The organism is Acinetobacter sp. YH12252, from assembly GCF_013417365.1.
Lineage (GTDB): Bacteria > Pseudomonadota > Gammaproteobacteria > Pseudomonadales > Moraxellaceae > Acinetobacter > Acinetobacter towneri.
The window spans coordinates 96652-121401 of sequence record NZ_VPEA01000008.1; the positions used below are offsets into that span (position 1 = coordinate 96652).

At 42.3% G+C, this 24750-nt stretch carries 17 protein-coding genes, 3 pseudogenes and 1 CRISPR repeat array (1 of these 21 only partly in view); of the genes and pseudogenes, 17 read left to right on the forward strand and 3 right to left on the reverse strand.

The window, feature by feature from the left end:
- The first annotated feature begins 65 nt into the window (after nt 1–65).
- The 7 genes from FTV28_RS09665 (at nt 66) to recJ (ending at nt 7754) form a co-directional block, all read left to right on the forward strand.
- Nucleotides 66–641, forward strand: coding sequence for a TMEM165/GDT1 family protein (locus tag FTV28_RS09665; protein WP_004974251.1), 576 nt, complete (start codon nt 66–68; stop codon nt 639–641).
- Between the two features lie 185 nt (nt 642–826).
- Entirely contained in the window at nt 827–1624 is a 798-nt protein-coding gene (locus FTV28_RS09670; RefSeq protein WP_179990248.1) for an MBL fold metallo-hydrolase, read from the forward strand.
- 106 nt (nt 1625–1730) lie between these two features.
- Entirely contained in the window at nt 1731–2096 is a 366-nt protein-coding gene (locus FTV28_RS09675; protein WP_004974255.1) for a YkgJ family cysteine cluster protein, read from the forward strand.
- A 328-nt stretch (nt 2097–2424) separates the two neighbouring features.
- The gene (gene guaB / locus FTV28_RS09680; protein ID WP_004974257.1) at nt 2425–3891 is read left to right on the forward strand and encodes an IMP dehydrogenase; all 1467 of its coding nucleotides are present in this window, start codon (nt 2425–2427) and stop codon (nt 3889–3891) included.
- Between the two features lie 142 nt (nt 3892–4033).
- Nucleotides 4034–5365, forward strand: a complete 1332-nt coding sequence (gene glmM / locus FTV28_RS09685) for a phosphoglucosamine mutase (RefSeq protein WP_131261207.1) — start codon at nt 4034–4036, stop codon at nt 5363–5365.
- A 15-nt stretch (nt 5366–5380) separates the two neighbouring features.
- Complete coding sequence (gene pdxH, locus FTV28_RS09690; RefSeq protein ID WP_131261206.1) at nt 5381–6037, forward strand: pyridoxamine 5'-phosphate oxidase; 657 nt, start codon at nt 5381–5383, stop codon at nt 6035–6037.
- A 13-nt stretch (nt 6038–6050) separates the two neighbouring features.
- The gene (recJ, locus tag FTV28_RS09695) at nt 6051–7754 is read left to right on the forward strand and encodes a single-stranded-DNA-specific exonuclease RecJ (protein ID WP_179990250.1); all 1704 of its coding nucleotides are present in this window, start codon (nt 6051–6053) and stop codon (nt 7752–7754) included.
- A 57-nt stretch (nt 7755–7811) separates the two neighbouring features.
- Here the strand turns inward: recJ and FTV28_RS09700 are convergent.
- Together FTV28_RS09700 and FTV28_RS09705 are read right to left on the reverse strand one after the other, a co-directional pair.
- Nucleotides 7812–7955: pseudogene (locus FTV28_RS09700) on the reverse strand (putative porin); the annotation flags it as partial.
- Nucleotides 7956–8049: 94 nt separating this feature from the next.
- Nucleotides 8050–8832, reverse strand: coding sequence for a putative porin (locus FTV28_RS09705; RefSeq protein WP_168381588.1), 783 nt, complete (start codon nt 8830–8832; stop codon nt 8050–8052).
- Nucleotides 8833–9404: 572 nt separating this feature from the next.
- Here FTV28_RS09705 and prfB point away from each other — a divergent pair.
- From prfB to FTV28_RS09730, 5 genes are all read left to right on the forward strand, one after another.
- Nucleotides 9405–10500 (forward strand): peptide chain release factor 2 gene (prfB, locus tag FTV28_RS09710; protein WP_104852716.1). Its coding sequence is split into 2 segments (ribosomal slippage): nt 9405–9476 and nt 9478–10500, totalling 1095 coding nucleotides; the frame shifts between segments, so codons are not numbered across the junction.
- 157 nt (nt 10501–10657) lie between these two features.
- Nucleotides 10658–10957, forward strand: a complete 300-nt coding sequence (locus tag FTV28_RS09715; RefSeq protein ID WP_019837093.1) for a helix-turn-helix transcriptional regulator — start codon at nt 10658–10660, stop codon at nt 10955–10957.
- Nucleotides 10958–10977: 20 nt separating this feature from the next.
- Complete coding sequence (locus FTV28_RS09720; protein WP_131261202.1) at nt 10978–12057, forward strand: alkene reductase; 1080 nt, start codon at nt 10978–10980, stop codon at nt 12055–12057.
- A gap of 84 nt (nt 12058–12141) precedes the next feature.
- Nucleotides 12142–13422, forward strand: coding sequence for a 3-deoxy-D-manno-octulosonic acid transferase (locus tag FTV28_RS09725; protein WP_179990252.1), 1281 nt, complete (start codon nt 12142–12144; stop codon nt 13420–13422).
- 2 nt (nt 13423–13424) lie between these two features.
- Nucleotides 13425–14138, forward strand: a complete 714-nt coding sequence (locus tag FTV28_RS09730; protein WP_154320190.1) for a 16S rRNA (uracil(1498)-N(3))-methyltransferase — start codon at nt 13425–13427, stop codon at nt 14136–14138.
- Here the strand turns inward: FTV28_RS09730 and FTV28_RS09735 are convergent.
- The gene (locus FTV28_RS09735; protein ID WP_131261199.1) at nt 14112–15098 is read right to left on the reverse strand and encodes a mechanosensitive ion channel family protein; all 987 of its coding nucleotides are present in this window, start codon (nt 15096–15098) and stop codon (nt 14112–14114) included. The genes FTV28_RS09730 and FTV28_RS09735 overlap by 27 nt on opposite strands.
- A 468-nt stretch (nt 15099–15566) precedes the next feature.
- Between FTV28_RS09735 and acs the strand changes: the two genes are divergently transcribed.
- From acs to FTV28_RS09760, 5 genes and pseudogenes are all read left to right on the forward strand, one after another.
- Nucleotides 15567–17510: an acetate--CoA ligase gene (gene acs, locus FTV28_RS09740; RefSeq protein WP_179990254.1), complete on the forward strand. Its 1944-nt coding sequence runs from the start codon at nt 15567–15569 to the stop codon at nt 17508–17510.
- Between the two features lie 192 nt (nt 17511–17702).
- Nucleotides 17703–19162, forward strand: a pseudogene (locus FTV28_RS09745) (DUF3375 domain-containing protein).
- A gap of 10 nt (nt 19163–19172) precedes the next feature.
- Complete coding sequence (locus FTV28_RS09750) at nt 19173–20006, forward strand: DUF4194 domain-containing protein (RefSeq protein WP_167846398.1); 834 nt, start codon at nt 19173–19175, stop codon at nt 20004–20006.
- Nucleotides 19994–23371, forward strand: a pseudogene (locus FTV28_RS09755) (ATP-binding protein). Before FTV28_RS09750 ends, FTV28_RS09755 begins: the two are co-directional and overlap by 13 nt.
- A complete protein-coding gene (locus FTV28_RS09760; protein ID WP_179990256.1) occupies nt 23364–24560 on the forward strand; it encodes a Wadjet anti-phage system protein JetD domain-containing protein in 1197 nt (398 codons plus the stop codon). Before FTV28_RS09755 ends, FTV28_RS09760 begins: the two are co-directional and overlap by 8 nt.
- Nucleotides 24561–24591: 31 nt before the next feature.
- Nucleotides 24592–24750: direct repeats of the CRISPR family, unit length 28 nt (it continues 6832 nt past the right edge of the window).

The following is a 24750-nucleotide window of genomic DNA, read 5'->3' on the forward strand; positions in this document are numbered from 1 at the left end:
TCTGCAGATTTTGGCTAGCAGGAGGGATAGGTCATTGGTATGTGTGCTAGCCAGAGAAAAACATCATGTATGAATTCCTCATCTCGACTGCCATTGTCGCCTTAGCCGAAATGGGTGATAAAACCCAACTATTGGCTTTATTACTCGCGGCACGTTTTCGTAAACCTGCTCCAATCTTGGTTGCTATTTTACTGGCAACACTCATTAACCACGGACTTTCTGCAGTTTTAGGGCAGTGGATTACCACGGTACTTAGCCCAGAAATTTTATTGTGGATTTTGTCTTTAGGTTTTATTGGCATGGCGATTTGGATGCTTATTCCAGACCAGCTAGATGATGAAACTGAAAGCATCAACAAGTGGCAAAAATACGGTGTATTTGGCGCGACCTTTGTATTGTTCTTTTTGGCAGAAATTGGCGATAAAACTCAAATTGCCACAGTGGCTTTAGCCGCACGTTATGACAGCGTGTTTTGGGTCATGCTTGGAACCACTTTGGGGATGATGCTGGCCAATGCACCTGCGGTATTTATTGGCAATAAATTAGCGACCCGATTGCCAATTGCTTTAATTCATAAAATTGGTGCACTGATTTTCCTAATTATTGGTGTGTCGACTTTGGCGCAACATTATTTATTCTAAATTATTCATTAAAATGCATAAATCCTGAGCAAACTGCTCGGGATTTATTTATGTGAATGGTACTGCAATTCACTGATATTTCAGATAATCTGAGCCATTTTATTTATTGTAACTTTCCATAAATAGCTATATGTTATTCAATGATAGAAAATCTATTTTTAAAATGAAAAAATTGGGGATTGGTTATGGCATTTGACCGTACAACATCGCAGGTCTTATTTGATAATGGGACACATAAATGTATTAGTTTTACCAGTTTGGTCAAAGGTGAAGGTGTTCAGGCCAACCAATTTCTGATCATTGATAATAACCGTGCCGCAGTGCTAGACCCAGGTGGCGACCTGACCTATGTACCACTGACCATGGAATTAAACAAATATACCCGTTTGACCAATCTTGACTATGTCATGGCATCGCACCAAGACCCAGACATCATCACTTCAATGCCGCGTTGGTTGGTCTATACCGAAGCAAAAATCGTAGCATCAAAATTGTGGGCGCGTTTCTTGCCGCACTTAAGCTCATCTTTTATGAGCGACCGTATGAAAGGCAACTGGTTAGATCGTTTGGTGGAACTGCCAGATGAAGGTCAGGCAATTCCTTTGGGTGAGTCTAAAATTATTGCTGTGCCTGCGCATTTCTTACACTCTGTTGGTAATTTCCAGTTTTATGATCCTATCGCCAAAATTTTATTTTCTGGTGATATGGGTGCGTCAATGGTGGAAGATGCTTCAATTCCATTGACTGATTTTGCTGCGCATATTCCTGCGATGAAAGGCTTTCATCAGCGCTATATGTGTTCCAATAAAGTGATTCGCCTCTGGGTGAATATGGCACGCACCATGGACGTTGAAATGATTGTACCGCAACACGGTACGCCATTTGTGGGCAAAGAACAGGTGAATCAATTCTTAGACTGGATTGAAACACTGGAATGTGGCGTCGATTTGATGGACGAACACGTTTTTAGCTGCCCTGAATAAGCGACAAAAAAAGCTGAAAAAACTGTAAAAAAAACTTGAGTGCAAAAACAACTTTTTTTAAGATTTTCGCCCAAAAACGATTTTTTTGATGACGAGAACTTAACGAATGTTGTCTCAAGTACCTACAGCAGATGCCTGCTTAAGCTGCGGCGCGTGTTGCGCTTATTTCCGTGTTTCATTTTATTGGGCTGAAGGCATGAATATGCCTGAGCACTACACGGAACCAGTAACAGCAGTCTATTCATGCATGTGTGGTACCAATCAGAGTCAGCCGCGTTGTGTCGCTTTAGAAGGTGAAGTTGGACAGCAAGTGAGCTGCGGGATTTATGAATTACGCAGCAGCTCTTGTAAAGAAGTGCAAATTGCCGATGATCAATGCAATAAAGCACGTCGTGCGCATAACATGATTCCATTTGTGCAAGTCGATCCAGCCATTTCTGTGAATGATGATGACTTCGATCAAGTGGTTTAATGGTGCTTTAAGTTGTTGATCGCAATCCAGATTGAAAAAGCAAAGCTGCGGCTTTGCTTTTTTTTACGGCTAATTTTGGATAAATAGCCAATCATGGTTCACATTGAAGCGGCTTTATCTGCCTGAAAAATGAAACATCGCAAGTTTTAAACCTGCACGGCTAAAAAGCAAACTAAGGATGAAAACTTCAATTTTTAGATGAAAATTACCGATTTTTTCATGTCGCATCCCCCAGAAGGGCAGAATAAAAAATATTTCTTAGAGAACAAATGAAATTTGTGCCCAGATTTGTTTATAATGGCTCACGGAAATTACCAGTGAGACTGTTATGCTGACCATCGTTCAAGAAGCGTTAACCTTCGATGATGTCTTATTACTCCCTGCCTATTCTACTGTTCTCCCAAAAGATGTCTCCTTAAAGACACGTTTTACGCGCGGCATTGACCTGAATATTCCTTTGGTTTCAGCAGCAATGGATACGGTGACTGAATCTCGTATGGCAATTGCGATGGCGCAAAACGGTGGTATTGGTATTTTGCATAAAAACATGGACATCGTTGCGCAAGCAGCCGAAGTGCGCCGTGTGAAAAAATTTGAAGCGGGTATGGTGAAAGACCCGATTACCGTAACGCCAGAAACTACAGTACGTGAATTGATTGCGCTGACTCAAGCCAATAATATTAGCGGTGTACCTGTAGTAAAAGATGGCAAAGTTGTCGGTATTGTGACAGGACGTGATACACGTTTTGAAACCAACCTTGAGCAACCTGTCAGCAACATCATGACAGGTCAAGATCGTTTAGTGACAGTACGCGAAGACGAATCTAAAGAAAACATTCAAGCTTTATTGCAACAGCATCGTATTGAAAAAGTCTTGGTGGTGAATGACCAGCAGGAATTAAAAGGCTTAATTACGGTCACTGATTTCCGTAAAGCAGAATTGTATCCAAACAGCTGTAAAGATGACTTAGGTCGTTTACGTGTGGGTGCTGCAGTGGGTACAGGCGCAGAAACACCAAGCCGTGTAGAAGCATTGGTTGAAGCAGGTGTCGATGCGATTGTGGTTGATACTGCACACGGTCACTCTGCAGGCGTAATTGAGCGTGTACGTTGGGTAAAAGCTAACTATCCACAAGTTCAAGTAATTGGCGGTAACATTGCAACTGGCGATGCTGCTTTGGCATTGTTAGATGCAGGCGCAGACGCAGTGAAAGTGGGGATTGGCCCAGGTTCAATCTGTACCACACGTATTGTGGCAGGTATTGGTATGCCGCAAATCTCTGCAATTGACGCTGTTGCCAATGCATTGAAAGAACAGATTCCATTAATTGCCGATGGTGGTATTCGCTTCTCTGGTGATATGGCCAAAGCGATTGGTGCAGGTGCAAGTACCATTATGGTGGGTTCATTGCTTGCTGGTACTGAAGAAGCACCGGGCGAAGTTGAATTCTTCCAAGGTCGTTACTACAAAGCATACCGTGGTATGGGTTCATTGGGTGCAATGGCGGGTGCAACAGGTTCTGCAGACCGTTATTTCCAAGACTCGAAAGCAGGTGCAGAAAAACTTGTACCAGAAGGTATTGAAGGTCGTGTACCGTACAAAGGCCCAATGGGCAACATCGTGCATCAGATGATGGGTGGTTTACGTTCATCTATGGGTTATACAGGTTCTTCAACCATTGAAGATCTACGCCAAAATGCTAAATTCGTGAAAATTACTGCAGCAGGTATGCAGGAATCTCACGTGCATGATGTGACGATTACTAAAGAAGCGCCGAACTATCGCGTTGGTTAATATGAACTATCGCGTTGGTTGATATTTAGTAGCATTTTCAAATAAAAGCCGTCATCAATGTGACGGCTTTTTCATTTTTGGTGTAAAGTAACTCGCAGTAAAAAAGTGATGATAAAGATCACCCCTAAGAAGTGAGAACAATATGAGTTATTTTGGTACAGACGGCATTCGAGGGAAGTTTGGAGAGTTACCAATTACACCTGATTTTGCATTAAAACTAGGTTTTGCAGCAGGTAAAGTTTTAAAAAAACACACCAAAAAAAATAAACCTATTGTGGTATTAGGTAAAGATACACGTCTTTCAGGCTATATTTTAGAAGCAGCATTACAGGCGGGTTTAAATGCCGCAGGTGTCTATGTGCATTTGCTCGGCCCATTGCCGACGCCCGCTATTGCGCACTTAACCCGCGCTTTGCATGCCAGTTTAGGCATTGTGATTTCAGCATCGCATAATCCGTATTTTGATAACGGGATTAAATTTTTCTCGGGCGAAGGGAAAAAGCTGCCAGATGCCTTGCAAGAAGAAATTAACCAAGAATTGCAGCAAGAATTAAAAATTGATGATACGGCCAACTTGGGTAAAAGCGTTCGTGTTAAAGATGCCAATGGGCGTTACATCGAGTTTTGTAAATCGACCTTTCCATATCATTTAGATTTAAATGACCTCACCATTGTGGTCGATTGCGCCAATGGTGCTGCCTACAATGTTGGCCCTGCGGTATTCCGTGAATTAGGTGCGAAAGTGATTGCCATTCACAATGAGCCAAATGGTTTAAACATCAACGAAAATTGCGGCTCAACCCATCCTGAAAGTTTGCAAAAAGCAGTGCTTGAGCATCAGGCGGACTTGGGTGTTGCATTTGATGGTGATGCAGACCGTGTGATTTTGGTGGATAGTCAAGGCAAGCAAATTGATGGTGACCACATTTTATATATTCTTGCCACACAAGGCTCGAAAAAACCTGCAGGTATTGTTGGGACGTTAATGAGCAATATGGCGCTGGAATTGGCGTTAGAAAAAGCCCAAGTACCATTACTCCGTGCCAATGTCGGTGACCGTTACGTGCTACAAGGTCTGGAAGAAAATGGCTGGGTTATTGGTGGTGAGCCATCGGGGCATATTTTGACTTTGGACAAGAGCACCACAGGTGATGCAATTATTGCTGCCTTGCAAGTGTTAACGGTGATGGTCGAACAAAATAAAGCCCTACATGAATTGGTGGCAGATTTTAAACTGTTGCCAAATGTGCTGGAAAACGTGCGCTTAGCAAATATGTTTGATCCGTATACCGTTCCTGCCTTGGTGGAAGAGTTTGACCGTGCTACGGAACAGCTGAAAGGTCGTGGACGCTTATTGATTCGTAAATCGGGCACTGAACCTGTGATTCGTGTCATGGTGGAAGGTGATGATTTGGCTGAAGTGAAGGCAATGGCGAAAGATTTAGCCGATGCTGTACGTCGTCATGCCGTCTAAAAGGGGGGGTAAATCGTGAGTGATTTAATTAAAGATTTAAGTGAGCTGCGTTTAAGTTACCAAAAAGGTGAATTGCTAGAAGCACAGGTCAGTGCCAATCCGCATATTCAGTTTTTGAATTGGTTTAACCATGCCTTAGAAGCCAAGCTGCATGAACCGTATGCGATGTCATTGGCGACTGCCAATGCGCAAGGTCGTCCGCATGTGCGTACTGTGTTGCTGCGTGGAGCCACCGAAGCAGGCTATGACTTTTATACCAATTATGACAGTCAAAAAGGGTTGGATTTAGCGGCCAATCCTTATGCTGAATTGTTATTTTACTGGCCTGAACTGGAACGTCAGATTCGTGTCAGCGGTTATGTCGAAAAAATTGATGAGCAAGAATCGACAGCGTATTATCACAAACGCCCACGTGACAACCAAATCGCTGCGCATATTAGCACTCCGCAAAGTGGTGTGATTGCCAGCCGTGAAGAACTACAGGCGCGTTTCCAAGACTTGCATGCCCAAGTGGGTGATCAATCTGAATTGCAAAAACCCGTATTTTGGGGTGGCTACCGCTTGCAGCCTGATTATTACGAATTTTGGCAAGGCCGTCCGAACCGTTTGCATGACCGCTTAGCTTATGAAAAAATTGAAGGTGACTGGAAACTACAACGCTTGATGCCTTAAATGACTGGAAACTATGTCAAAAATTTTAATAAAACAAAGACCTTTGCTTACACGCCCTGAAAACTTTCAGGGCGTCTCTACATTTGTTGCCCAAATTTTAGCGCGCCGTGGCGTTGCCTCTGAGCAGGAGCTGGAACTTAAACTGAAGCACTTGCTTGCTCCAAGCATGAAAGGTCTACCTGACGCCATTCAGCTGATGGATCAGGCGATTGATCAGCAGAAAAAAATTGTAATTGTGGGCGATTACGATGCCGATGGCGCGACCAGTACCACACTTATGATTTTGGCATTGCGCGAAATGGGCGCACACGTGCAGTATTTAGTACCTGACCGTTTTAAATATGGTTATGGCTTAACCCCCGCCATTGCCGATTTGGCTTTTGAGCGTTATACGCCTGATGTATTAATTACGGTAGATAACGGCATTTCTAGTCATGCAGGCGTGGAACGTGCGCAAGCTTTGGGGATGCAGGTCATCATCACCGATCACCACCTCACCACAAAAGCCACCCCAAATGCAGAGGCTGTGGTGAATCCGAATCAATTGGGTTGTGATTTCCCAAGTAAAGCCTTGGCAGGTGTGGGCGTGGCATTTTATGTGTTGGCGAACTTATCCAGTCAACGAAAAAAACAGGGCAAATCTGCTGCAAATTTGACTCAATATTTAGATTTGGTGGCTTTGGGCACCTATGCCGATGTCGCTAGTCTAGATTATAACAACCGTATTTTGGTGGATGCAGGCTTAAAACGGATACAGCAGAATTTATGCCGTCCAGGGATTAGCGCATTGCTGGATTTGGCAGGGCGCGAGCCCGCACAGCTTAAAGCGCAGGATTTAGGTTTTGTCTTAGGGCCACGCATTAATGCTGCAGGGCGCATGGAAACCATGGACATTGGAATCGAGTGTTTACTGTCGGCGGATATGCAAAGTGCCTATGCTTTGGCGCGTCAGTTAAACAGTTTGAATCAGGAACGCCGTCAGGTTGAAGGGCAAATTAAACAGGATGCGCTGGCAGAGTTGGAAAAGCTGCAGTTAGATCAAAGCGATTTACCGCATGCCTTGATCATGTTTGAAGAACATTGGCACCAAGGTGTAATTGGAATTGTTGCAGGACGCTTAAAGGAACAGTTTCATCGCCCTGCGATTGTATTTGCTGCCGATGAAGATGGTGAGCATATTAAAGGCTCTGCCCGTTCAATTGAAGGGGTTCACATACGTGACACCATTGAATTGGTCGCAGAGCAATATCCATATTTGGTCAGTCATTTTGGTGGGCATGCGGCTGCGGCAGGTTTGACCATTAAAAAGGCTCATTTTGCAGAATTTAAACAGGTGTTTGAACAGCTAATTGCGCAGATGGATGCAGAGCTGTTTCATGCCGTGCTGTGGACAGATGGTGAATTGCCGCCAGAGGCTTTTCATTTGCACACGGTAGAGATGCTGCAGCATTTGGCACCGTGGGGACATAAATTTCCGCAACCTGTATTTGAAGGGCGGTTTAAAGTGGTGGATTTTAGATGGCTTAAAGATACTCATTTAAAACTGCGTTTGGCATTGGAGAATGGCCAAGTGCTGGATGCGATTGCCTTTGGTGCCAAAGATAAATTTGACTTTAACCCAATGCTGGATCATGTGCGTTTGGTTTATGAATTGGAACGCAATGTGTTTAATGGCAATGTGAGTTTACAACTGCAGATTGTGCATTTAGAGCAGTAGCCCAAATAAAAATCCGCTCAAATTTGAGCGGATTTTTTTTGCTTTTAATTTATGGAATTAGAAGCGGAATGTACCGTTGATGCCATAAGAATCAGCACCATCAGTTGTTGTGTAATTCACACCTACAGCAAATGCAGGGGTAAAGAATTTTTGTGCACGAACGCCAAAAACAGTTTCAGAATCATCAGCAGTTGAGTCTGCAATGCACAATTTCTACCTAACTGCTTTATTTTAGGGCATAAAAAAAGCACCCTTCCGAAGAAGAGTGCTGTTTGAGTATGTAATTAGGCTAAACTTAGAAGCGATATTTTGCAGCGACACCAAAGCGGTTATAGTCATTGTTGCCAACTTCACCAAAGCCAACACGGCCTTCGAGGCTGATTTGCGGGGTAAAGAATTTACGTGCATTAATACCAAATTCGTTAGTATCACCGTAGTCACGATCTTTACTGTAGTAGTCTACACCTAGACTTAAGGTTTTATCGATGAAGTAATCTGCCGCAAGATTATATTCGTCTAAATCACCAAAACCTGCGCCTGCTTCTAAGTTGATATCTTTACCATTGCTTAGAGAAGTGACATATTTAGCGCGAAGCGTAGGATCGACACCGTCGTCATAATCGTTGTCGTAGCCTTTTAGACCTGCAGCAATTAATAAACCTGGTGCGGGTAAATAACCGACTTCAGCGCCATAAACAGTCTCATCAAAATCGCCACCGCGGTCAAATTTCATATCGTCGCGACCAACATTACCACTCACATAGAAATCTGAGTTAGGAATGTAAACTTCAGCACCTACGCCGTAACGATGACGTTCATCATTACCGACTTCGTCATATTGGTATTTGGCATTTACGTTGCTAGCACGATCAAGGAACGCTGCTTCTGCCAAAGGTGCATTACGGGTTTGTACAGGGTTAAAGTAATAAGTACCATCTACACCGAATGAACCGCTTGAACTGCCGTTGTCTGGATCAATCAGTCCTGCTGATGCACCAATTTCAGCTTGGTATGCGTTCGCAGTACCAGTGATAGCCAAAGCTGAAAGTAGGGCTGATGCGATTGCTAATTTTTTCATGGAAAGTACCCCTCTGAAATCTGGTTAACAGTTAAACTTTTTGTTACAACTTTTAGTCTAGGCGAAAAAAAATCAGCGTCAATCACAGGAAAGTTGCCGCTTTGTTACAAGCGTAAATTTGTGTAATATTTTGAGTTTAAGTGATTGAAATAAAAATGAAATAATTAAATGTTTTGTTTTATTAAAACTATGTGTATTTTGTGAATTTTACTAAAGTTGATCATTAAATCATCAAACTTGTTTCATCTTTGTTTTATTTTGGCGGGTTGAAGCAATTACCATACACCACTTTTTAAGCATGTTTTCAGCTGAATGTGTCAGGCAAAAAATCAGGGCGATAGATCGGCCATTAAGATAAATATCCGTGTTAATCGTGCATGCTATTTTAGGTTGGATATCATCAGGCTTTCACTTTAAAAGTTTAAAGCGATCTTTATTTTTAACCACATTTAGCATTCAACTTATAAAAGCTGAAAAGTTATGCTGGAATTTACAGCAGGATAGAAATGCCAGAACATGTCTGTGCTACAATTATCAGTTAATAAGCTTCATTGTTAATTGAGAGAATTTACGTGGAAATTAATCCTTATCTAAACCAATTAAAAGACTTGAACGAACGTGGTCAAACACTACGGGGGTATCTTTGACTACGATCTGAAAAAAGAGCGTTTAGAAGAGGTTCTCCGCGAGTTAGAAGATCCTGCAATCTGGAATGATCAAAGTCGTGCGCAAGCCATGGCCAAAGAAAAGGGCGAGCTTGAAAACGTGATTCATGTTCTAGAAGGTTTGGCGACCCAGTTAGAAGATGCCCAAGCCATGCTAGACTTAGCCGTTGAAGCCGATGATGAAGATTTATTGGTGGATGTGCAGTCTGAATTGACTTCTGCAGAAGAAGAACTGGCGAAATTAGAATTCCGCCGTATGTTCAGCAATCCAATGGATCCAAACCCATGCTATGTCGAAATTCAGGCAGGTTCGGGTGGTACAGAAGCACAAGACTGGGCATCGATGCTGTTGCGTATGTATATGCGTTGGATTGAACGTCACGGCTTTAAAGCAGAATTGATGGAAGAGTCGGATGGTGATGTAGCAGGGATTAAATCTGCGACTATTCGCGTTGAAGGTGAATATGCGTATGGTTGGTTGCGTACCGAATCGGGCGTGCATCGTTTAGTGCGTAAATCGCCATTTGACTCAGGTAACCGTCGTCATACGTCATTCTCTGCGGTGTTTGTTTCGCCAGAAGTTGATGACAACATTGAAATTGATATTAACCCTGCCGATGTTCGTACCGATACTTACCGTGCTTCAGGTGCGGGTGGTCAGCACATTAACAAAACTGACTCTGCGGTACGTTTAACCCACGCACCTACAGGTATTGTGGTGGCATGTCAGAACCAGCGTTCGCAACACGCCAACCGTGACCATGCGTGGAAACAGTTACGTGCTAAGTTGTATGAACTGGAAATGAGTAAACGTAATGAGGCGGCTCAAGCTTTAGAAGACTCGAAGTCTGATATTGGTTGGGGCAGCCAAATTCGCTCTTATGTATTGGATGATTCACGTATTAAAGACTTGCGTACAGGCGTGGAAACTTCAAATACAGGTGCGGTTTTAGATGGTGATTTAGACAAGTTTATTGAAGCCAGTTTAAAGCAGGGTCTATAAGTTACGGTCTGTAAGATCCTAATGAGCCTGCCCAATTCAGTGAAGTTGCTTAAAAAATTATATAAATCGTAAAAAAACGATATTAATATCGAAAAAATACGATATATTAAAAGCAGCTGCTGAATTGGGCTTATATTTACGAATATGTGTCTGAATGATGGATGTCGATTTAATCTTTAAAGCCTTAGCCAATCCTACCCGTCGGCAAATTTTAGAATGGTTAAAAGCACCAGAACAATTTTTGTCGGTAGATGAGTGTGGCGACTTTAAGCGTGGCGTATGTGCAGGACACATTGAGCGTTTGGGCAACGTGTCGCAATCGACCATGTCAAATCATTTATCGGTACTGCAACAGGCAGGTCTTATTCGTGCAGAAAAATATGGACAATGGTCGTATTTTTCTCGTAATGAAGCACTCATTCAGCAATATGTCGAATATTTAAAACACTCACTTTAACTGTGAGATTAGAGGCAAAAATGGCTGAATTAGACTCTCCTTTAGTTTTGGGTGATCTGCATCTAAAAAACCGTGTGGTGATGGCACCTTTAACCCGTAGCCGTGCCAGCGATGACCGTGTTCCAACGCCAATGATGGCAGAATATTATGCACAGCGTGCCAGTGCAGGTTTGATTCTTTCAGAAGCAACGGTAATTTCTGAAGAAGCCAATGGTTATTTAAATACCCCAGGATTGTTTACCGATGCTCAAGTGCAGGGTTGGAAACTCGTTACCGATGCCGTGCATGCCAAAGGTGGTTTGATTGTGGCGCAACTGTGGCATGTAGGTCGTGTTTCACATCCAAATTTACTCAATGGCGCAACACCAGTATCGGCAAGTGCGGTACAACAAGCGGGTTATGTCAGTTTGTTGCGTCCTAAACGTGAATATGTGTTGCCACGTGCCTTAGAAATTGCAGAAATCCACACCATTACCGAGCAATATAAACAAGCCGCCATCCGTGCCAAAGAAGCAGGATTTGATGGGGTAGAGTTGCATGCAGCCAATGGTTATTTGATTGATCAATTCCTGCAAAGCAAAACCAACCAACGTGACGATGAATACGGTGGTTCGGTTGAAAATCGTGCGCGTTTCTTGTTAGAAGTGATGGACGCCTTAATTGAAGTCTGGGGCGCAGGTCGAGTCGGTGTGCATTTAGCACCACGTGGCGATGAGCACGACATGGGAGATGATGATCCACGTGAAACCTTTGGCTATGTCATGCAGCAATTGGGGCAGCGTAAAATCGCCTTTTTCTTTACCCGCGAATATTTAGCCGAAGACAGCATTTCCCAAGAAATGAAAGTACGTTCAGGCGGTGTGCCATATATCGCGAACATGCGTTTAAGTCGTGCTGATGCCGTGGAATTATTGGCTTCGGGCAAGGCCGATGCGGTGTCATTTGGTAAGGCGTATATTGCCAATCCAGACTTGTATGAGCGTTTATTGGCAGATGTACCTTTAAACGAACTCAAGCTGGAAAACATGATTGGTACAGCCGTTGCAGAAGGCTATATCGATTATCCAACTTTGGCGGAAACACAACACGCTGTAGAATAAAAGCCAGTATAGCGCCACATGCAATTAACATGCGCGTGTGGCTCTGTTATATTTTGCCGATAATCTTTCTTTGGGGCGCATCTTTTGGCTACTCCATTTTGGTATAACGCAGCCTTGGCGCTGTTAAAACCGATTTATCAGTCACGTATTCGTAAACGTGCCGAATATCCTGAGCAATTACAACAAGAACTGCTTGAGCGTTTTGGCCCATTTCAGCCTGCTAAAAATTTACATGCCATTTGGTTTCATGTGGTGTCGGTGGGGGAAACTAATGCCGCACAACCTTTAATTGAACATTATTTAAAAGTGGGACATCCCGTTTTAGTCACCAATACCACCAAAACGGGGCAGGCACGCGCCAAATCATTATTTTTAAAAGCACCGTATTTAGATTTATTTCAAGCCGTGTATTTACCTGCCGATCAGGTGCATTTAATTCGTGAGTTTTATCAGAAATATCAGCCTAAATTATTGGCACTGGTCGAAACAGAATTGTGGCCTAATTTGATTGATCAGGCGCAGCATTTTCAAGTCCCGTGTTTGTTGATTAATGCGCGGCTTTCGGAAAAATCGGCCAAAGGTTATGCCAAAGTTAAAGGATTAACTCGCGGCATGTTGCAAAATTTGCAGCAACTTTTGGCGCAAGACTCTGCCACACAGCAGCGTTTTATCGCATTGGGGATGCCTGCCGAGCGTACAAACGTGGTGGGTAATATTAAATTTGATATTACTGCGCCAGAAGATTTTGTAGAGCAAGCCGCGCAGTTGCAACAGACATGGCAATTGGCACATCGCAAAATTATCACCCTTGCCAGTACCCATGCGCCTGAAGAACAGCAATTATTGACTGCTTTGAAACCTTATTTCGCACAGCATCCTGAACTGTTATGTATTGTTGTGCCGCGCCATCCAGAGCGTTTTGATGAAGTGGCTGTGCAGGTGAAAAAACTGCAACTCAATATGCAGCGCCGTAGTTTGGCTGAAGCGATTCAACCCGAAACACAAGTGTATTTAGCCGATAGCATGGGTGAAATGTGGTTGTGGTACGCCTTAAGTCAGGCCTGTTATGTTGGTGGTTCGCTGAATGAACCTGGCGGTGGGCATAATATTTTAGAGCCTTTGGCCTTAAATGTCGCCACGGTATTGGGCAAAAATTATTTTAACTTTCAAAGTATTGTGGATGAGTTTGTTGCAGCAGAAGCCGTGTATGTGGTCGAAGATGCTGAACAAGCTGTAAATACGTTAACGCAATTGTTGTTTGAACCTGCGTTGCGTGCTCAGCTGAATCAAAATGCTCAAGTGATTATGTATAAAAATCGTGGCTCTTTGACTGAGCATATTCACGTGATTAATCAGTATCTTTAAATATGAATATCGTTTTGCTTGACCCTCGGCAGACCACAAATGAAGTGTGGTCTATTAGCGCCCAGCGCCAAGTGCAGCATTTACACACGCATGTCGGTGTACAAGTCGGTGACACCTTGAAAGTCGGGATTCGCGGTGGCAAGCGTTATTTGACCGAAGTGGTGGACGTTAGTGAGCAGCGGATTCAAGTCAAAGCCCTGTATGAAGAAGCTGTACCGAAAAAACTGCCTGTGACCCTGATTGTGGCTTTACCACGCCCTAAAGTATTACGTCGTTTAATTATGGATAGCGTGACGCTAGGTGTGGAAAAAATTATTTTACTGCACAGCTATCGAGTCGATAAAAGCTATTGGCAAACGCCTTTTTTACAGCAGTTGGATCAATATGTGACGTTGGGTTTGGAGCAAGCAGGCGATACCATTGCACCTGAGATCCAACTTTATAAACGCTTTAAACCCTTTGTGGAAGATGTTTTGCCCGGTTTGATTTCTGCCGATTGTTCTGCTTATGTGGCGCATCCTTATACCGATCAAGCTATGCCACATGCCATCCAACATCCATGCAGTATTGTGATTGGCCCAGAAGGTGGATTTATTCCCTACGAAATTGATTTGCTCGAAAAAAACGGCTGCCAAGCGCGGCACTTGGGCAACCGTATTATTCGTACTGAAACTGTGATTGCTTATGTTTTAGGGCGTTTGTTTAGTGCGGGCTGAATCATCTTCATTGACTGCTGCATCACCACGATAAACTTTCACTTCCTGCACAGGATAAGGAATCGAAATGTGATGTTCGGCAAACGCGGCAATCACCCGTTCCTGCACTTCACTGATGGATGCTGAAGTGGTGGTTTCCGTCGTATTTACCCACCAACGCACATTTAAATTAATCGAAAAATCGGCCAAGGCAGTGACATTGACGCTAAATGCAGGTTGGCTCAAGATTTTTATGTCACGGTCTAAAATGGCCAAAATAATATCTTTGGCTTTTTGTACGTCATCTTCATAACCAATACCGACCACAAACTCGCAACGACGACGGGTATAAGCCGTATTGACCGTTACGGCACTGGTATACACCGTAGCATTTGGAATCACGATTCGACGCCCATCGGGAGAGCGCAGGAAGGTGGCACGAATCTGAATATCTTCTACCGTACCTTCCATATTATTCACGATGATGTCATCACCAATTTTAAATGGTTCTCCAATCAAAATGAGCACACCCGATAATAAATTCTGGAAAATATCTTTAAAAGCAAAACCAATTGCCACGGAGCCTAGACCTAAAGCACTCATCAGTTGGCTTGGGGTAAAACCTGGAATTGCAATCACCATCGCAATTAGAAAACCAAAGAAAATAATTGCAGAGCTACCGACCCGATTCAGCACCAAAACCAAATTTTGTCGGGTATAGGAACGATTGTTCAGGGTCTTGCGAATAAACCATTTAAACAGTCGGGCAAGCAGCCAAAACAGAATCAGCACCACGGCTGCAATCATCAAATACGGCACACGTTCCCAAAATCCTTCCATAATTTTGTCGATGGTGGAGTAGGCGTCATTGTACTTGGCCGTATGATTGATCACGGTTTGCGTGGTTTTTTCAGTGGCTTCCTGCAACAGCTGACTGGTGTTTTCAGAAACTTCACTGAGTGAGGGTTTGGATTCTGCCACGATAATTCCGAATTCAAAATGAAGCGACTATTTTGCCTGAAAAACTCAATTTGGTTAATGAGCAATGCTTACTTGCCAGTATTTTAGACAACTTGGATAGAAGTGATGAGCGTACTATTTTGTAGCATTTAAACTGCGAGTTGTATGTGGTTTTATCTGTAAGACAGGGTCGCAGGTATGAATGATTGGCTGCGTAAAAAAATGTTAATACTCACGGTTATTAGACGATATTTTCTTTAAAAATAATGCAATGCGCAGTACAGTGGAATGTAAACCTGAAAGTATGAATGCAAGAATATGGCATTCGATCAACGCTTTGGCATGCTATTGTTTGTATAAAATTTATGCGACTAAAGCCGAATGGTGAGCCATAAAAAAGAAAGTTCATACTGTGAATATGCAGAAATAATAATCAATAACGTGGCATACATCTCGTGATGAGATGCAAGAACATCAAGGAAGTAGCAGATGAAAGACGTATATCCTGTTCCAGATGAATTTAAAAAGACTGCCCGCACCACTGAGGCAGAATATTTTCAACGCTATCAACAATCTATAGATGACCCTGATACTTATTGGGCAGAGCAGGCCCAACGCTTAGATTGGATTAAACCTTTTACCCAAGTCAAAAATACCAACTTTGACCCCGAGCATTTTAAAATTGAATGGTTTGCCGATGGGCAACTGAATGTCAGTGCCAATTGCTTAGACCGTCATTTAAAAGAACATCCGCATAAACCTGCAATTATTTGGGAAGGAGATCATCCATCTCGGCATAAAGTGGTTTCTTTTGCTTCTTTGCATGATGAAACCTGCCGTTTTGCCAACGTACTGAAAAAGAACGGGGTGCAAAAAGGAGATCGGGTGGTGCTGTACATGCCGATGGTTTCCGAAGCTGCGATTGCCATGCTGGCCTGCGCGCGGATTGGTGCAGTGCATTGTGTGGTTTTTGGTGGTTTTTCTCCCGATGCTTTGGCTAGCCGAATTGAAGATTGTCAGGCCAAGTTAATTGTCACTGCCGACTCGGCCATGCGTGGTGGTAAGCCAATTTATTTAAAAGCCAATGTTGATGCCGCTCTAAAAGTAGCAGGTACTGACTGTGTGCAAAATGTGATTGTGGTGCATCGTACAGGCAATCCGATTGAGATGTTGCCTGAACGCGACTTGTGGTATCACATGGAAATTATGTCGGTGAATGATATCTGCCCACCCGAGCCGATGAATGCCGAAGATCCACTATTTATTTTATATACCTCGGGTTCGACTGGAAAACCCAAAGGTGTTTTGCATACCACAGGCGGTTATTTGACCTATGTGAATAGCACGTTCCGAGAAGTCTTTGACCTGAAACAGGATGATGTGTTTTGGTGTACCGCAGATGTAGGCTGGATTACAGGGCATTCTTATGTCTTATACGGGCCATTGTCGAATGGTACATCTACCGTGATGTTTGAAGGGGTGCCGAACTATCCAAGCTGGGCGCGCACAGGGCATATTGTCGATAAACACAACATCACCATTTTATATACCGCGCCGACTGCCATTCGCGCCATGATGCGAGAGGGAGATCGTTTTGTACGTGAAAGTGACCGCAGCAGCTTGCGTTTACTTGGTTCAGTCGGTGAGCCAATTAATCCTGAAGCATGGAACTGGTATTACAACGTAGTAGGTGAAGGACGTTGCCCAATTGTAGATACATGGTGGCAAACCGAAACTGGGGGCATATTAATTTCAGCATTGCCGGGTGCAACGCCACTGAAACCCGGTTCGGCAACCCGCCCATTATTTGGCGTGCAACCTGCTATTGTCGATACCGAAGGTAATGAACTGGAAGGCGCGACCGAAGGCAATTTAATTATGAAAGATTCATGGCCAGGGCAAATGCGCGGTATTTGGGGCGACCCTGCACGTTTTATTGAAGCGTATTTTTCGACCTATCCGGGTGCGTATTTTACAGGAGATGGTGCACGCCGTGATGAAGATGGCTATTACTGGATTACAGGGCGTGTGGATGATGTCTTGAATATTTCGGGGCACCGTTTAGGTACTGCGGAAATTGAAAGTGCCCTAGTAGCGCATGAAGCTGTGGCTGAAGCGGCAGTGGTGGGTATGCCCCATGAGATTAAAGGACAGGGGATTTGCACCTTTGTAACTTTGCAAGTTGGTACACCCGAGTCAGAGGAATTGCGTGAAGAATTAGTCAATTGGGTTCGCAAAATTTTGGGGCCTGTGGCAACGCCTGATGCGCTGCATTGGGCACCTGCTTTACCTAAAACCCGCTCAGGTAAAATCATGCGCCGTATTTTGCGGAAAATTGCAGCGAATGAATTGGATAGTTTAGGAGATACTTCGACTTTGGCTGAGCCGCAAGTGGTGGAGCATTTGATTGCAACGGTGTATGGGGAGAGGTAGGTTAAGGTTACTGTCACTGTACACAAAGAAGTTAGATAAGGTTTGTTTTTTATTTTTTTCGATGAAGTAAGGTGATTGTTTATATCATCTTACTTTATGCGACAACTCGTGTCGTCTTGCTTGGTAATTTGCTTGGGTGATTAAAAAATAACTGTAGAATAAATAACCATCATACACATGATGTGGAATGGCATGAATATTCTAGGGTTACAGGCCAAGTATCGGCGTTTATATCATGAAAACTCAATTTGGAAATTATTAAGAGCAGATAACGCACCACATATTTTAGCGTTCATTGTTGACTTATTTGCAGAACAAAATGAAGTCCCTTATGGCCGTGCAAGAAATGTCTTGGATGAGTTGATTAAATCTAGTCGTGAGCAGGGTATTTGGCAGACAGAAAATAATGCAGCGCATTATTTAAATCATTGGATTCATTCAGGCTGGCTCAGAGAAATAGATGGCAAGCTGAGTAAAACGGATATTAGCGAAACCGTATTACGTTTTTGTCAGGGCTTGGATGAGCGAGCAACCCATACCACAGCATCACATTTAAGAATTGTGCAGGATGCGGTTCGTGATTTTGTGGTCGCATTGAGTGAAAATATTGAAGAACGAGTGGAGTTGCTCGAACAAAAAAAATTAGTGATTCAAAATGAAATAGATGCTTTGTTGGCGGGTGTTGTTACACAATTAGAAGAATCAGAACAAAAAGAAAGAATACGAGAAATTTATCAACTTGCTTCCATTCTTACAGGCGATTTTAGACGGGTCGAAGATGAGATTCGTCTAAGAGATAAAGAGTTGCGTCTAGATATGATTAGTGGTGCTTATTCACGTGGAGAAGTATTGCTGAGCTTAATGGAAAAAGAGCAGTTGCTTGCCCAAAGTGATGCAGGCAGTGCTTTTGATGGGTTTTGTCAATTACTTCAGGATCAAGATCGTTCTACTGAGTTTAGAGAGCAGTTACGCAGTATTTTGAATCATCCTATTGCACAACAATTAAGCGAATCTCAACGTAAATATTTAGGTCAGTTAATGCGTGAGTTAGGACGCGAAAGTAGCCGAGTTTTCCAAGTCCGACGTCGTACAGAAGAAGGTTTGAGAGCTTATATTGAAAGTGGTGCAGCATTGGAAAACCGTTTGATTGATCAGTTGTTGTCGGAATTAGAAAAAATGCAGTGGCATTGTTGGAATCGGAGTGTGATTTAAAAACAGAAGTACAAGTGGATTTAGCCGTGGGTTCCATCCAGCTGAATTCGCCTGAAAGTCTTGCTTTAAAAAGTCCCACAGAACATATGGATACACGTGAGGTCGAAGAGCAACAAAACAAGACTGAACCTAGTGATCAGATGCTGAAGTACTTAGACAATGTACGGGTTCGTGCTGTTGCTGAAAAAGTATATCAAACGCTCGCACAGAAAGGGGTGATGAGTATTGCCCACTTAACACATGAACATCCTTTACAAGCGGGGCTTGAAGAACTTGTTGCTTATTTGCGTATAGCAAAAGCCATTAAAGCACCACAAATGCAGCATACCGAGCAAGTTGAACTTAAGGATCGTTCAGGTGTGCATTTGCAGGCCAGTATTCCAGTGTATTACTTGAGTGCAGATTTATTTCCCAAAAATATAGATGAGCTGGCACTTTAAGGAGATCGAGATGCAATCAGAAAATAAGATACAACAGCATGACAACTTCTTTGAAATGGTACGCAGACCATCTTCAAATTCAGAGAAAAATATAGAAATCCAAGCTAATCAGCCTGTAGAAGATTCGTTTCCTACAACTGGGGCAGAGGAACAACATGCAGATAATCAAACAGAGATGGAGCATGCTCAGGATCGTGATACAGATGCGCTTATGCCACATGCAGCCCGACGCGTATTGGTCTATCTCATGCGTCAAGGGGTTATTCTTGCAGCAGAAAACTTAAAACTTTTTGATTTATTGTGCCGATATGAAGCGGAAATTCGTAGACATTTGGCAGAGGTTTATATCCAGTTGGTTTTGGATGCCAAGCAAGGGGTGGCTTATATCATCAATCTCAAAAGTATTCAGGATGAACAGGAAGATGAGAACCAGCCTTTGGATGATTTTCCTGTACTGATACGAAAACGAACTTTGACTGTATATGACACCTTAATTTTACTTATTTTGCGGAAGTATTATCAGGAGCGGGAAACTGCGGGTGAGCAAAAAATTATTATTGATGTTGAGCGAATCCAGAGCAGTTTAATTCCATTTATTCCTTTAACGAATCATGACAGCAAAGATCGTAAAAAGCTAAATGCAGCATTAGAAAAATTTATTGAGAAAAAAGTATTAACGGGACTGCGTGGTGAAGAAGGGCGTTATGAAATTACGCCAATTATCCGCTATGTCGTGAATGCCGAGTTTTTACAAAGTTTATTATCTGAATATCAACAATTAGCAGCAAAGGCCAAGTTGCAGCAATCCGAACAAGAATATGGAGAATCATCATGCAAGAAATGACCCTCTCAACTTTATTTGCACAAGGCCAAATTCGCTTGTCAGAAATTTCAGTATTTAACTGGGGCTCCTTCCATAACTTGCATACCGCACGTATTGATCCTGAAGGGACACTTATTACGGGAGATAATGGTGCAGGTAAATCTACCTTTATTGATGGTTTAATGGCATTGTTACAACCTGCAAGTAAAGCTAGTTTTAACGTAGCAGCTGCGCAGGGCGATCGCTCAGACCGTACATTACTCTCTTATATGCGTGGTAGTTTTGGTTCAGAACATGATGGGGCTGGAACGCGAGTAAAAAATAAGCGTGAAAAAGCAGTGACAACAGCATTAAGAGCGCTATATACCGCTGATGACGGTTCGATGATTACTTTAATTGGATTGTTTTGGGTTGGACAAGGTCAACATTCGCTGAGTGAAGTGAATCGTTTATATATGATTGCAAGTCGTAATGTGCAACTGACTGAAGTGTTAGAAAAATTTGCAGACGGTAATACTCGCCAGCTAAAACAACATTTTAATCCTAAAACAGATGCACGCGTGCATTATTTTGATAGCAAATTTGAAGACTATCAGGAGATGTATCGTAAATATTTATTTATGGATAATAAAAATGCACCTGCGTTGTTATCACGTGCTTTAGGCTTAAAGAAAATTGATGATTTGACTAAATTAATTCGCGAGTTGGTTTTAGAACCAAGCCAGGTTCGTGCTTTGGCACAGACTGCAGTAAATGAGTTTGCTGACTTAGAGGCAAACTATAAGCATTTGGTAGATGCGCGTGAACAAGTCCTACATTTACAGAAATTACCTGAGTTAGCTGTTCAAATAACAGCGTTAACTCTGCAACTGAATAATCTACAGCTCGAAAAACAAGCTTTTCCTGCATATTTAGGTGAATTGTATGTTCAGTTTTGGACTGAAAAAATACATCAGCTGGAGCAAGAGATACAGCGATTACATACGCAGTTTAAGTAATTAGAACAACAAGAACATGATGCGGAAAAACGACAAGAGCGCTGCCATGAAGACTATTTACAAGTAGGCGGTAATCGGATTGAAAACTTACAAAAAGAGCTAGAACTGATACAGCGTCAGTTAAAGCAATTAACCATAGAGGCATCGCGCTATCAGGAAGATGCTCAGCAATTACAATTGCAAGATGATTTAACCGAGCAAAATTTAATTGATAACCAAAAAATAGCCCATGAGCAGCTTCTAAATATTGGGCAAGAGAAAACCCAACGACAAGATGAGTTTGCTCAAGTCAGTAGCAAATACGCACAAACGCAACAGCAACTGAAAGAAACTCAAAGCGATATTCAGGAAATAGAAACCAGACCTAATAGTAATATTCATGATGTACATTTATTGCGTTTAAGAGATGAGCTTAGACAGCATTTAGATTTTGATGAACATGAATTAATGTTTATTGGCGAGCTCATTGATGTAAAAGAGGCTGAAAAAAGCTGGCAAGGCGCAATTGAACGAGCATTAGGTGGTTTAAAAACAACGTTATTGGTGCCGAAAGATCGTTATTCGATGGTCACTCAATGGGTGAATGCGCGTCATAATAAAACCCATGTGCGTTTACAGGTGATCCATCTTGATGCTACAGAAAGTGTGTATTTTAAAGAAAATGGTTTTCTGCGGAAATTGGTTTGGCGAGAGCATCCATATCGTGATTGGTTAAAACAACATCTGCTTCGCTTTGATCTGCAATGTGTGGCAGATACAACAATCATGAATACAACGCCTTTTTCTATGACACAACAGGGCTTAATTCATCGTGAGCAAGGTCGTTTTGAGAAAAAAGATCAACAGCGGATTAATGATCGAAAAATTTGGTGTTTGGGATTTTCCAATACTTCACGTTTAAATTTATTAAAGCATGAAGCGAAACAACTTGAGGTACAGTTGGAACAGTATGCCTTGAGTGTTGCACAATCGCGTAAGGTGTTAGATCAGGTAACACAGCATAAGAGTTTGTGGGAGCGAATGTTACGTTACCAATGGGATATGATAAATATTCCTTATTGGACAGAGCGCCAGCAACAGACCAGCAATGACTTGCAACATTTACAGCGGGCAGATACCAATATTGAACAAGCTCGACAACGTTGGGAGCTTGCAAAAGAGGAATTAAAACAACTACAGGAACAGAAAGGACAGTTACAACACACTTGGGTGAAACTCAAACAGAAATTCAGTGATGCAGAAAAACAACAACAACAAGCGCAAAAGGCAGCAAACCAAGGTGTCCCAGAACAAGCCAGAGAACTGTTGCTACAGCGTATAGGAGAAACACCTCGGTTGGAGGATGCTTATCTTACTGCTGTGGAAAAAGAGCTAGAGCGTTTAATTGAACATACCAGCAACCAAAATACCTCAGCAAAAAATAGCGCAACGTACATTATTGGTCAGTTTCGTGGCAAGGATAAATGGTCACATATTGCATTACAACGTGAATGGGCAGTTGGTTTGGCCGCATTGGATGATTGCGTTGCCTATTTTCATGAACTAGAAAAGGAAGGTTTGCCTGCCTTAGTTGAACAGTTTGAACAGCGTCTGCAAAAACATACCATGCAGTCTTTAAGTGTGATTCAGAATCGCCTTGAGGCAGATAGAGAAGAAATTACTGACCGTATTGCCATAATTAATCAGGTTTTACGGCGTACAGAATTTAAGTCTGGCAGCTATCTAAGACTAGGATACAAAAAGGAAAAGTATCCACACGTCATAGATTTTGAGCAAAAACTAAAATGGGTCGTATCTAGTATTAATAGTATTGAATATGAACAACGTTTTAAAAAGTTAGCTGAATTAATTTCTATTTTAGAAAAAGCGAGTAACTCGGTTACAGCGCATACTTTTGAAAGCCAGCGTTTACTTGATCCTCGTCATCAAATGTCTTTCTATGCAGAAGAAGTCGATTTGGCTACAGAAGAAATACGAGATGTTTTGGAGTCATCGAGTGGTAAATCTGGCGGAGAAAAAGAATCTTTTGCTGGAACCATTGTGGCAGCGAGTTTGGCTTATGTATTAACACCAGACGGCTATGATTATCCAATCTACAGTACAGTGTTTTTAGATGAAGCTTTTTCAAACACAGCTGAAGCGGTTAGTCGTCGAGTACTCAAAGTATTTAAGGCGTTGAAAATTCATGTCAATTTAATCACACCTTATAAAAACTTGAATTTAGCGCGTGAGTCAGCACGTTCTTTATTAATTGCCGAGCGTGATATTGAGAAACATGAAAGTCATTTATGTGAAATTACTTGGCAGGAAATTGATGAAAAAATGGCGCAAAAACAACAGCAAATGCATAGAGAGGCACAACAGTTTGGGGTGCAGTTAGATGCCTAAAATTGAGAAGTGGGGATTACTTCCAAATACCGTTTTGGGTATTTTGCATAAAAAAGAATGGGAAAATCGTCGAAATTTAAAGCAGCGGTTGTTAAATCAACGTCCTTTTCCAATCGAAATTTCACTGAAAGTGCCCACAGACCAACAAGCTAGAGATAATTTGGGTCATTTTCATGCTTTTTTTAAAGCGTGGACAGATTTTACTTATCCTGAACTGGTTGAATGGCAAGAACGGCAGTATCGACAACTTTCAGAACAACGTGTTCCAGTAAAGTTACGAATTTTTTCTTTACAGCAGCTTACTGAGCTTTTAGGAACAGAGCAACAACTTGAAAACTGGTTGGATAAAATATCCAGCTTTTTGAAGCAGTCTTTTGTGCATGATCGTCATCAGCACCGTTTATTTCAAACTTTAATTCATCATTTAGAGCAGATAGAACGCTATAGCCAACAAGAATGGCAATGGTTGATTCAGCTGATTGAACAGCTGAAACCGAATATGGGGGCAGGGCTTTATTTAAGGGCCTTGCCATTAAGCGCTGTAAACACGAAGTTTCTTGAGCAGAACTTATTGCTGACGGAGGCAATTTGCAATGTACTTTATGATGATGAGATCGTACTGGCTGGAGGGTTGTTGGCATGGCTAGATTGCTTAGATAGCCCCAAAGGTTGGTTGACGATCAAACCCGTCTGCCCAAATGTGCAGGAAAAATTGGGAGGACTCCCCGTTTTTCAATTGTCCACAGAGGTGCTAGATCAATTTGAGTTACCTGCGGAACGAATAATTGTAGTTGAAAATATTCAGTCAGGTTTAGCGTGCCCTTACTTGGAAAATAGTATTGTGGTTTGTGGTGGGGGTAAAAATATTACATGGATGAAGGCCAAGTGGTTACAGTATAAACAGGTTTTTTATTGGGGAGATATCGACTCTGAAGGTTTAAATATTTTAAGTATGGTTCGGCAAAAAATTCCACACGTGATTGCTTTAATGATGGATGAAGCCACAGTGTTACAGTTCCAAAATCATATGGTGGATGAACCAGACTCTATTTTTAGTGAGCCACAATATCTCACTGCTGACGAGTTAAAATTATTTCATGATTTGCGTGCACAGACATTTAAAAATAGGCGTTTAGAGCAAGAGCGCATTTCGGTTGATTGGGTGCATCGTTATTTAGAGTTACTTTGAAAATTAATTTGATTGATAATAAGGGGTGTAATGTTTAAACCATCTAGGCGATGGCAAACAATTGAAAATTCGATGCCGCTTTAGTCGTTTTCTTCTAAACCATCTAGGCGATGGCAAACTTGCAACTTTGGTACAGGATGCTATCAGCAAACTTCTAAACCATCTAGGCGATGGCAAACGAACAGCGCAT